Below are 10,051 nucleotides of genomic sequence, written 5' to 3'. Positions count from 1 at the left end.
CTTGCGCACGGTGCCCAGGAATTTCCCAGGGCGCTCTGGCACCAAGGAAGATCAAGTCTATCTTTGCAGCCCCGAGACGGCCACGGCCTCCGCACTGACCGGCGTCATCACCGATCCCCGGGACTGGGCGGCACGGGCCGGCGCCGAGCCGCCGCGGCTCTCGCTGCCGGAGCGCGCCAGCGTGAACACCGAAATGCTGGAACCGCCCCTTCCCGTGGCGGAGGCCCGCGCCGTGGAGCTGGTGCGCGGACCCAACGTCTCCGCGCTGCCGGAGCTCGACCCGCTGCCGGACACGTTGGAGGGCCCGGTCCTGCTGAAGGCGGGGGATGACGTCTCCACGGACGAGATCTCGCCGGCGGGCGCCCGGGCACTGCCCTACCGCTCCAACATCCCCAAGCTCGCCGAGTTCACCTTCACCCGCATCGACGCCGGTTATCCCCGGCGCACGGCGGAAGCGGCGGCGGATGACACGAACAACGGGCACTTCGTCGTCGGCGGGGACAACTACGGGCAGGGCTCCTCACGCGAGCACGCCGCGATCACCCCGCGCCACCTCGGTCTGCGTTCCGTCGTGGCCAAGTCCTTCGCCCGCATCCACTGGCAGAATCTGGTCAACTTCGGTGTGCTACCACTGGAGTTCGAGGACGGCGGGGACTGGGAGCGCATCGAGCCCGGCGACACGTTGCGCCTCGACGGCCTGCACGACGCCCTCACCGGGGAGGCGGGGTCGCCGGGGTCGCTGCCGGAAGGGACGCTGCGGCTGCGGAACGTCACCAGGGACGAAGAGTACGCCGTGCGGCACCGCCTCTCCGCGCGCCAGCGCGAGGCGGTAACCGGGGGCGGCGTCATCCCGGCCCTCGCCGCGAGAAACACAGCGGTGCCGCCGGCGTAGGGGTGTCGAGCAGATCCCCGGCGAGCGCGTCCCAGCAGGGGCCGTGGGCCGTGGACAGGCTGAATTCCCTCGCGCCCGTCGGCCCGGCAGCGCCCGCCCCCTGTCGGAGAATTGTGACATTTTTGTCGCCTACGCCCTCTCGCCGCCAGTAGTACTGAGAAGTAACGTCGCCTTGGCGTTCAGGCCGTCAACCGGCCTGTGGCGTCAGGGAAAGTCCCAGGTGCCAAACCCGGCTCCCGGGCCACCGGGCGTCGTATCGCGCCGCCATTTGTCCTGAGTAGGCAGGTTCGTTTCGGGTTGATCTCGAGGGTTCGAAGGGGTGCCCATGGCGAGGAACATGTATCAGCTGTATCCCGGTAGAGCGGGCGACGCAGTCGATCGGGGTGACGAGCGGTGGCAGCGCATGTGGGGCCACCGCGAGCAGCTGCTGAAGGTGGCTCGCCGGCGGTCCATGAGCGACGAGGATGCCGAGGACGCCGTGCACGAGGCACTGCTCCGCGGCGGGGAGCACCCGAACCTGGACGACGAGCGGCTGGCCGCGTGGCTGACGACGGTGACGATGCGGCTGTGTGTCGACCGGTACCGGCAGCTGAACCGGGAGGCCGAGGTGGGCAGCCATTCCGCGCTGGCCGCCCCCGCGCCGGTGCCCGTTGAGGAAGTGGTGTGCGATCGGGCGGAGGCGAAGTGGCTGGCGCGGCGGAGCAGGTCGCTGCCCACCCGCCAGGCCGAGGCGCTCCGGCTCAAGTCGGAGGGCTTCGACGTCGATCAGGTCGCCACGCGCATGGGACTGAGTTACGAGGCAACCGAGTCACTGCTGGCGCGGGCCCGGCGGGCGATGCGAAGCTCGCTGGCCGGAACGCTGGCTCTCGCTGTTTGGCTGGTGCGCGGCCGACCTGAGACCGGGGGCGCGCAGGTGGCGGCAGCGGCGTCCACGGCGGCGGTAACCCTGGCCGTTCTGGGGATCGCTCTGCCGTATTCGGACGGAGGGGACCGACCGCGCTCGCCTCAGGTCTCCAGACCGGAAGCGGTCGAGGAGCCGGCTCGGGAGCGTGGCCGGGACGAGCCCGCGCCGCCGCCCCGTTCGACCGCACGGCCGGATGACGGCCCCACCCGGTTGCCTGGCCCCAGGAAGCCGCTTTCCGCTGCGACGTCCCTGGTGCCGAAGCTGTCGGCGCCGGCTACCCCGGAAGTTCCCGCTGTTCCCGCTGTTCCCACGGTGCCGTCCCGGCAACTCGACGTGAAGCTCCCGACCGTCAAGCCGACCCCCGCCCGGCCCGCCGTGCCGACGGACGCGGGCGCACCCCAGCCTGATCCGACTGAACTTCCTGGCAGCGGCGCCCTGCCCACAGAGGTACGGAAGCCCCTGCGCTGAGCCCGTAGCGGCTCGCCTCGGACAGGCATGGTCCGGCATGCCGCGCCGGCCGCCGAAAAAACTTCCGATTGCAGCGACGGACAGGCCGCCCGTCCCCGTAGAGCAGATATGAACCTGCTCCACAGGCGAACAGCACCGCAGGGTGAGATCGGAAGGAGAGAGTTCACCCTGCACCTCGAGTCGGGCGCTGATCGGGCCATTCCTGTAGCCGCCGCCGCGGCGGTCCGGACCGCTGCCCAATTCTTCACCGGCGAACGCGACCACGCCGCATCCAACGGCGGTCGCTCAGTACCCCGTGCCCGGTGAGCTCATCGGCCGGGTGGGCCGGTAATCCCTCCTTCTCGCCTGCTCGCCCGGCCCCGACCCCTTGCTCTTAGCGGAGGCATGGCTGATTATCACCGTCTATGTGTCTTGAATCATTCGTTCTTGGTGTTCATCGCTGAAAGGGCCCTACATGGGTGTCGAGATCTGTGTGGAAGGACTGACGAAGTCCTTCGGCCACCAGGTCATCTGGCAGGACGTCTCGTTGACGCTGCCCGCCGGGGAGATATCGGTCATGCTCGGCCCTTCGGGCACGGGCAAATCGGTGTTCCTCAAGACTCTCGTCGGACTGCTGAAGCCCGAGCAGGGCTCGATCCAGATCGCCGGACGGGACATCACGCGCCTGCGCGAAGCCGACCTGTACGAAGTACGGAAGCTGTTCGGCGTCCTCTTCCAGGACGGCGCGCTGTTCGGCTCGATGAATCTCTACGACAACATCGCCTTCCCGCTGCGTGAGCACACCCGCAAGCGAGAGGGCGAGATCAAGAAGATCGTGCTCGAGAAGATGGACATGGTCGGCCTGATCGGAGCCGAGGAGAAGCTGCCCGGCGAGATATCCGGGGGCATGCGCAAAAGAGCGGGGCTGGCAAGAGCGCTGGTGCTCGACCCGGAGATCATCCTCTTCGACGAGCCCGACTCGGGTCTCGACCCGGTGCGAGTGGCCTACCTCAACCAGCTGATCGTCGACCTGAACGCGCAGATCGACGCGACCTTCCTGATCGTCACCCACGACATCGCCTCGGCCCGGCTGGTGCCGGACAACATCGGGCTGCTGTTCCGCCGCGAGCTGGTCATGTTCGGTCCACGCGACCAGCTGCTCGCCAGTGATGAGCCGGTCGTGGGGCAGTTCCTCAACGGCCGGATGCAGGGTCCGATCGGAATGGCGGAGGAGAAGGACGCCGCCCAGGTCGAGCAGGAACTGGCCCAGCTCGACGCCGGCGACCACCGCGGCCCGATGGGCGGCAAGGGCGCGACCGGCGCCGGCGTCACTCCGCGCCTGCTGCCCAGCCCGGGCATCGACCGCCCACTGCGCTGGAAGCTGATCGCCGCGCGCGAGGAAGCGTTGTCCCGGCAGGCGGTGGCGGGCACATGAGCCTCTCACCCATCGGTGCTCTCAAACACTCCGGCAGCCTGTTCGCGATGGCCCTCGACGTACTGCGCGCCCTGCCGCGGCGGCCGTTCCAGGCGAGGGAGTTCATCCAGCAGGCATGGTTCATCGCCAGTGTCACGATCCTGCCGACCGCGCTCGTCTCCATTCCGTTCGGCGCCGTCATCGCGCTGCAGATCGGCAGCCTCACCCGGCAGCTCGGCGCTCAGTCGTTCTCCGGAGCCGCTTCCGTCCTGGCGGTCCTGAGGGAGGCCTCGCCGATCGTGACCGCGCTGCTCATCGCCGGGGCCGGCGGCACAGCGATCTGCGCGGACCTCGGCGCGCGGAAGATCCGCGAGGAGATCGATGCCATGGAGGTGCTCGGCATCGACCCGATCCACCGCCTGGTCGTGCCCCGGGTACTGGCCTCGATGCTCGTGGCGGTTCTGCTCAACGGACTCGTCTCGGTCGTCGGCGTGGCCGGCGGCTACTTCTTCAACGTGATCCTGCAGAACGGAACCCCCGGCGCGTATCTGGCCTCCTTCACCACCCTCGCCCAGCTGCCGGACCTCTACGCCGGGGAACTCAAAGCGCTGGTCTTCGGCGCGATCGCGGGGATCGTCGCCTCGTACAAGGGACTGAACGCGAAGGGCGGACCGAAGGGAGTCGGCGACGCGGTGAACCAGTCGGTGGTCATCACGTTCATGTTGCTGTTCGTCGTGAATTTCGTGATGACGGCGATCTACTTCCAAGTCGTTCCGCAGAGGGGATAGCCATGGCTCTGCCGGATCGTCTCATCAAGGGCCCGCTCGGCTCGCTCGAGGAGCTGGGCACCCAGCTGTCGTTCTACGGGCGCTCGCTCGCCTGGACCGGCCGCACACTGCGCCGCTACAAGAAGGAGGTGCTGCGCCTGCTCGCCGAGGTGAGCTTCGGCCGCGGAGCACTCGCGGTCGTCGGCGGCACCGTCGGCGTCATCGCCTTCCTCACCTTCTTCACCGGCACCGAGGTGGGCCTTCAGGGATACGCGGCGCTCAACCAGCTGGGCACCTCCAACTTCGTGGCCTTCCTGTCCGCCTACTTCAACACCCGGGAGATCGCCCCGCTCGTCTCCGGCCTCGCCCTGTCCGCGACGGTCGGCGCCGGCTTCACCGCACAGCTCGGCGCGATGCGGATCAGCGAGGAGATCGACGCCCTCGAAGTGATGGGCATCCCGTCGCTGCCCTTTCTGGTCACCACCCGGATGATCGCCGGGTTCATCGCGGTGATCCCCCTCTACGTGGTCGGGCTGCTCTCCTCCTACTTCGCCGCCCGGACCATCACCACCGGCTACTACGGGCAGTCGGCGGGCACCTACGACCACTACTTCCAGCAGTACCTGCCACCGGTCGACGTGCTCTGGTCGTTCGGCAAGGTCATCTGCTTCGCCATCGTGATCATCCTCGTGCACTGCTACTACGGCTACTACGCGAAGGGCGGCCCCGCGGGCGTCGGCGTCGCGGTCGGCCGCGGGGTGCGTACGTCGATCGTCGCCATCAACATTCTCGACTTCTTCCTCAGCCTCGCGATCTGGGGCGCCAGCACGACCGTAAGGATCGCGGGGTAGCCGATGACTGTTTCCAGGAAACTGAAGCTGGGGCAACTCGCCCCCACCACCAGACTGCGGCTGACCGGGGTCGTCTTCCTCGTCGTCCTCGGGCTGATGCTCTCGCTGACCGTCGCCGTCTACCAGCAGGTCTTCACCCCCGCCGTGCGGATCGCCCTGGAGGCGGACACCACCGGCAACCAGCTGGAACCCTCCGCCGACGTCAAGCTGCGCGGGCTCATCGTCGGCCAGGTACGCGACGTACGGGCCGACGGCGAGAAGGCGACGCTCGACATCGCGCTCAAGCCCGAACACACCGAGCTCATACCCGCCAACGTCAACGCCCGGCTGCTGCCCAAGACGCTGTTCGGAGAGAAGTACGTGGACCTGGTCGTTCCCGACGTCCCCGAAGGTCCCGACGGCCGCGACGGCCGCGACGGTTCGGCGATACGCCCCATCCGGGCGGGAGACGTGATCACGCAGGACCGCACCAAGGTCGGCATCGAGCTGCAGAAGCTGATGAACGACCTGCTCCCGCTGCTGCGCACGGTCCAGCCGGCCAAGCTGAACGCCACGCTGTCCGCGTTCTCCACCGCGCTGGAGGGCCGGGGCGAGGCGATCGGCGCCAACCTCACGCGGCTGGAGCGCTATCTGCGCAAGCTCAACCCGCACATGCCGGCGCTGCACAAGGACATCTCCCGGCTTGCCGACGTCACGGAGATATACGGAGACGCCGCTCCCGACCTGCTGCGGGTCCTGCGCAACTCCATCACCACGAGCCGGACCCTGGTGCAGAAGAAGGAGGCGCTGAAGTCGGTGCTGACGGGGACCACCACCGCCGCGAACACCGCTGAAGGGTTCCTCGACGACAACGGCGACCGGCTCATCACACTGAACCGGGTCTCCCGCCCCACCCTCGCCCTCCTCTCGCGCTACTCGCCCGAATACCCCTGCCTGCTCGACGGCCTGGTGAAGTCGGAACCGCTCGCCGAGCAGATGTACGCCGGTGGAAAGATGCACATCACCCTCGAATTCGCCCTTCCGCGCCCGGCTTACAAACCCGGCGAGGAACCGCGCTACGCCGACCGCTCCGGGCCCAACTGCCGGGGCCTGCCCAACCCGCACAAACCCGCGCCGCCGCTCAAGCTCAACGACGGCACGCGCGCGGGCTCCGCCGGTGCGTCCCCCGCAGCGGGACACACGCTGTCCGGTACGCCCGCGGAGCAGCGTCTCGTCAACTCACTGGTGGCCCCGGTCATGGAGGTCCCGGCTGACGAGGTGCCCGCGGTGGCGACCCTGCTCTTCGGGCCGATGGCCCGCGGAACGGGGGTGAGCGTCGCATGAGGGCGATGGAAACCACCGCGCCACTGGTCAAGTTCAGCATCTTCGCCGTGGTGACGGTGCTCGCGACCGCACTGCTCGCCGCCACCATCGTCAAGATCCGGTTCACCCCCACGGACACGTACACGGCGGTGTTCAGCGATGTCACCAGCCTGGAGGTGGGTGACGACATCCGGGTGGCCGGTGTGCGGGTGGGCGAGGTCGAGGAGATCCGGATCAAGGACCGGACACTGGCCGAGGTTTCCTTCACCGCCTCCCAGGACCGGCCACTGCTGACCAGCACCGGCGCCGTCATCCGCTACCGCAGCCTGGTCGGGCAGCGCTACATCGCCCTCACCGAGGGCGCCGGCGACGGATCGAAGCTGCCGGCGGGCGGGCAGATCCCGCTCTCCCGTACGCAGCCGGCACTCGACCTGAACGTTCTGCTCAACGGGTTCAAGCCGCTGTTCGCCGCGTTGAGTCCGAAGGACGTGAACCAGCTGGCATCGGAGATCATCAAGACCTTCCAGGGAGAGGGCGGCACGATCAACAGCCTGCTCGCCCACACCGCCTCCCTGACCACGACCCTTGCCGACCGCGACAAGCTGATCGGCTCCGTCATCACCAACCTCAACAAGGTGCTCGGGTCCCTGGACAAGCGCAGCGCCCGCTTCTCCGGGCTCCTCAGTCAGCTGCAGCGGGTGATATCCGGGCTGTCCGCCGACCGGAAGGCGATCGGCGACTCGCTCGTCGGCATGAACGACCTGGCGGGCGCCACCTCGGGCCTGCTGAAGGACAGCCGCCCGGCGCTGAAGTCGGACATCGCCGAGCTGTCCGAGCTCTCCGGAACGCTGAACAAGAATGAGAAGACCGTGGAGGGTGTCCTGCAACGGCTGCCGCGCAAGCTCAACAAGCTGACCGGGACGGCCTCCTACGGTTCCTGGTTCAACTTCTACCTCTGCGACTTCGACGGCCGGGTCGTACTGCCGAAGACCGGCAAGGTGCTCACTCCGGAGATGCACGTGGCCCAGGCGAGGTGCGGCCGGTGATCCCCTTCCGCGAGCGCAACCCCGTGATGATCGGGGCCGCCGGACTCACCACGATCGCGCTGCTGATGACCGCGGCCTTCAACGTGCAGGACCTTCCGCTGATCGGCAGCGGCGAGGAGTACTCCGCGGCGTTCTCCGAGGCCGGCGGTCTCAAGTCCGGCGACGAGGTACGGATCGCCGGGGTGAAGGTCGGCAAGGTCGACGAGGTCGACCTTGCGGGCGACCACGTCAAGGTGACCTTCCGGGTCAAGGGCGATCCGCACTTCGGCACCCGGTCCGGGGCCTCCATCCGGGTCAAGACGATCCTCGGTGCCAAGTACCTCTCCCTGGAGCCGGAGGGTCCGGGGCAACTGGAGCCCGGCAGCGAGATCCCGCGGAAGCGCACGGTCGCCGCGTACGACGTGGTGCAGGCGTTCAGTGACCTCACCACGACCTCGGAGAAGGTCGACACGCAGCGGCTGGCCACCGCGATGGACACCATCTCGAAGACGTTCAAGGACTCCCCGGCCGAGGTCAAGGCGTCGATCAATGGTCTCTCCCGGCTGTCGAGGACCGTGGCGAAGCGTGATCAGGAGCTGAAGACACTGCTCAGCCATGCCAACGGCGTGACCGGTGTGCTCTCCGACCGGTCGAGCACGCTGATCAAGCTGATCAAGGACGGCGACAAGCTGTTCAAGGAGATCAACAAACGGCGGGCGATCATCCGGTCACTGCTGAGGAACGCGGCCGGGCTCGGCGTTCAGCTGTCCGGCCTGGTCGACGACAACCGCGAGCAGATCGGGCCGGCGCTCAAGCGGCTCAACAAGGTGGTCGACCTCCTGGAGCGCAACGAGGGGAGCCTCAACCGCAGCGTCAAACTCCTCGCCCCGTTCTCCCGGGTGTTCACCAACACCCTGGGCAACGGACGGTGGTTCGACAGCTACATCCAGAACCTGGTCGCCCCCGCGCCCGTGGTCCCCCGGGGCGCAGATTCCGCGAAGTCCGCGAAGACACCTCCGGAGGGTTCCCGATGATCAGGCGACACGCCCGTCCGCTGGCGCTCGTTGTGGCGCTGGCCCTCGTCGCCGGACTGACCGTCCTGCTCTGGCCGCGGGCCCGGACGGTTCAGGTCACCGCGTTCTTCCCGCGCAGCGTCGGCGTCTACCCCGGATCCGACGTACGTGTACTGGGCGTCAGGATCGGCGAGATCAAGAGCGTCACGCCGCAGGGCCGGCGGGTCCGCGTGAAGCTGGAGTACGAGGCCGACCGCAAGGTTCCCGCCGACGCCAAGGCCGCGATCATCAACTCCTCCGTGGTCAGCGACCGTTACCTCCAGCTGCTGCCCGCGTACCGCAACGGCCCGACGATGGCGAGCGGCGCGGTCATCCCGCAGAGCCGGACGGCGGTCCCGGTCGAGCTGGACCGGATCTTCGACAGTCTCCACACGACCTCGGAGTCGCTCGGCCCTCGCGGAGCGAACAAGGACGGCTCGCTGTCCAGGCTGCTCGGCGTCAGCGCGGACAACCTGGACGGCCAGGGAAAGAAGATGCACACCACGGTCAAGGACCTGTCGCAGGCGGTCACGACCCTCTCCGACGGCAGGCGGGATCTGTTCGGGACGGTACGGAACCTCCAGGTGTTCACGGCCGCGCTGGCCGCCGACGACGACAACGTACGGTCGTTCAACGACAGCCTCGCCAAGGTGGCCAAGCAACTCGCGGGAGAACGCAAGGACCTCGCGGCGGCGGCGAAACACCTGTCCGTCGCGCTCACCGACGTGTCCGGCTTCGTGCACGACAACAAGAAGTCCCTCACGTCCAACGTGAAGGGCCTCAGCAAGACGACCCGCGTCCTGGTCAAACAGCGGGCGGCACTGGAGGAGCTGCTCGAGGTGGCGCCGACCGGCCTGGGGAACCTGCACAACGCCTACAACCCCAAATCGGGCACCCTGGACACCCGTAACAACGCAGAACATCCGCAGGACCCCGCGTCCCTGCTGTGCTCGGTGCTCAAGACGGCCGGCGAGAAGGCCGACTGCAACAAGCTGCAGAAGATGTTCAAGCGGCTGCCCGAGCTGCCGGAGGGCGACCCGGTCACCGGTGTCGCGGAATCGGCCGGCGGCGCGCCCTCCATGGACCGGACACTCGGCGGAATCCTGGGAGCCCGGGCATGAGCGAATCCCTCAACACCTCCTCCCAGCGACGCCGATCGGGCGCGCTCCGTACCCCGCATGTCGTCGCCGTGTGGGCAGCGGCCTCGTCACTCCTGCTGTCCGGCTGCGAGTTCGGCGGCCTGCAGGACGTCCAACTGCCGGGTGGCGCGGCCGCGGACGGCAACGCCTACCGCGTCACGGTCGAGTTCCGCGATGTCCTCGACCTGGTGCCGCAGTCGGCCGTCAAGGTCAACAACGTCACCGTGGGGGCTGTCGAGAAGGTGGAACTGCGCGGCT

The 10,051-nt window shown here is 68.2% G+C and carries 9 protein-coding genes and 1 pseudogene; all 10 read left to right on the top strand.

The genetic code is table 11. The features are described 5' to 3' along the window. Positions 1–892 (top strand): annotated as a pseudogene (locus ACRDP3_RS03495) (aconitate hydratase); the annotation flags it as partial. Between the two features lie 325 nt (positions 893–1,217). Beyond that, positions 1,218–2,264, top strand: a complete 1,047-nt coding sequence (locus ACRDP3_RS03490; RefSeq protein ID WP_431515312.1) for a sigma-70 family RNA polymerase sigma factor — start codon at positions 1,218–1,220, stop codon at positions 2,262–2,264. A 454-nt stretch (positions 2,265–2,718) separates the two neighbouring features. Beyond that, positions 2,719–3,678 (top strand): ABC transporter ATP-binding protein, encoded by a 960-nt coding sequence (locus tag ACRDP3_RS03485; RefSeq protein ID WP_431515311.1) that lies wholly within the window; start codon positions 2,719–2,721, stop codon positions 3,676–3,678. Further along, the gene (locus tag ACRDP3_RS03480; RefSeq protein WP_431515310.1) at positions 3,675–4,445 is read left to right on the top strand and encodes an MlaE family ABC transporter permease; all 771 of its coding nucleotides are present in this window, start codon (positions 3,675–3,677) and stop codon (positions 4,443–4,445) included. Before ACRDP3_RS03485 ends, ACRDP3_RS03480 begins: the two co-directional genes overlap by 4 nt. 2 nt (positions 4,446–4,447) lie before the next feature. Beyond that, complete coding sequence (locus ACRDP3_RS03475) at positions 4,448–5,275, top strand: MlaE family ABC transporter permease (protein WP_431515309.1); 828 nt, start codon at positions 4,448–4,450, stop codon at positions 5,273–5,275. Positions 5,276–5,278: 3 nt separating this feature from the next. Beyond that, positions 5,279–6,598, top strand: coding sequence for an MCE family protein (locus ACRDP3_RS03470; protein ID WP_431515308.1), 1,320 nt, complete (start codon positions 5,279–5,281; stop codon positions 6,596–6,598). Beyond that, positions 6,595–7,623: an MCE family protein gene (locus ACRDP3_RS03465; protein WP_431515307.1), complete on the top strand. Its 1,029-nt coding sequence runs from the start codon at positions 6,595–6,597 to the stop codon at positions 7,621–7,623. Before ACRDP3_RS03470 ends, ACRDP3_RS03465 begins: the two co-directional genes overlap by 4 nt. Further along, entirely contained in the window at positions 7,620–8,636 is a 1,017-nt protein-coding gene (locus ACRDP3_RS03460; protein WP_431515306.1) for an MCE family protein, read from the top strand. Before ACRDP3_RS03465 ends, ACRDP3_RS03460 begins: the two co-directional genes overlap by 4 nt. Then, positions 8,633–9,775: an MCE family protein gene (locus tag ACRDP3_RS03455; protein ID WP_431515305.1), complete on the top strand. Its 1,143-nt coding sequence runs from the start codon at positions 8,633–8,635 to the stop codon at positions 9,773–9,775. The genes ACRDP3_RS03460 and ACRDP3_RS03455 overlap by 4 nt, the downstream gene beginning before the upstream one ends. Continuing rightward, on the top strand, positions 9,772–10,051 hold a 280-nt coding region (locus ACRDP3_RS03450; protein WP_431515304.1), incomplete at its 3' end, for an MlaD family protein. The genes ACRDP3_RS03455 and ACRDP3_RS03450, both read left to right, overlap by 4 nt.

Source organism: Streptomyces sp. (assembly GCF_050698815.1).
Taxonomy (GTDB): Bacteria; Actinomycetota; Actinomycetes; order Streptomycetales; family Streptomycetaceae; genus Streptomyces.
The sequence above is the reverse complement of the archived record's forward strand: the minus strand, read 5'-3'. Positions and strand labels throughout refer to the sequence as shown.

Bases quoted from the DNA above. Each gene is read 5' to 3' on its own strand.
- ACRDP3_RS03470 (WP_431515308.1), top strand. From the start codon at position 5,279: ATGACTGTTTCCAGGAAACTGAAGCTGGGGCAACTCGCCCCCACCACC.
- ACRDP3_RS03475 (WP_431515309.1), top strand. From the start codon at position 4,448: ATGGCTCTGCCGGATCGTCTCATCAAGGGCCCGCTCGGCTCGCTCGAG.
- ACRDP3_RS03480 (WP_431515310.1), top strand. From the start codon at position 3,675: ATGAGCCTCTCACCCATCGGTGCTCTCAAACACTCCGGCAGCCTGTTC.
- ACRDP3_RS03485 (WP_431515311.1), top strand. From the start codon at position 2,719: ATGGGTGTCGAGATCTGTGTGGAAGGACTGACGAAGTCCTTCGGCCAC.
- ACRDP3_RS03490 (WP_431515312.1), top strand. From the start codon at position 1,218: ATGGCGAGGAACATGTATCAGCTGTATCCCGGTAGAGCGGGCGACGCA.
- ACRDP3_RS03465 (WP_431515307.1), top strand. From the start codon at position 6,595: ATGAGGGCGATGGAAACCACCGCGCCACTGGTCAAGTTCAGCATCTTC.
- ACRDP3_RS03455 (WP_431515305.1), top strand. From the start codon at position 8,633: ATGATCAGGCGACACGCCCGTCCGCTGGCGCTCGTTGTGGCGCTGGCC.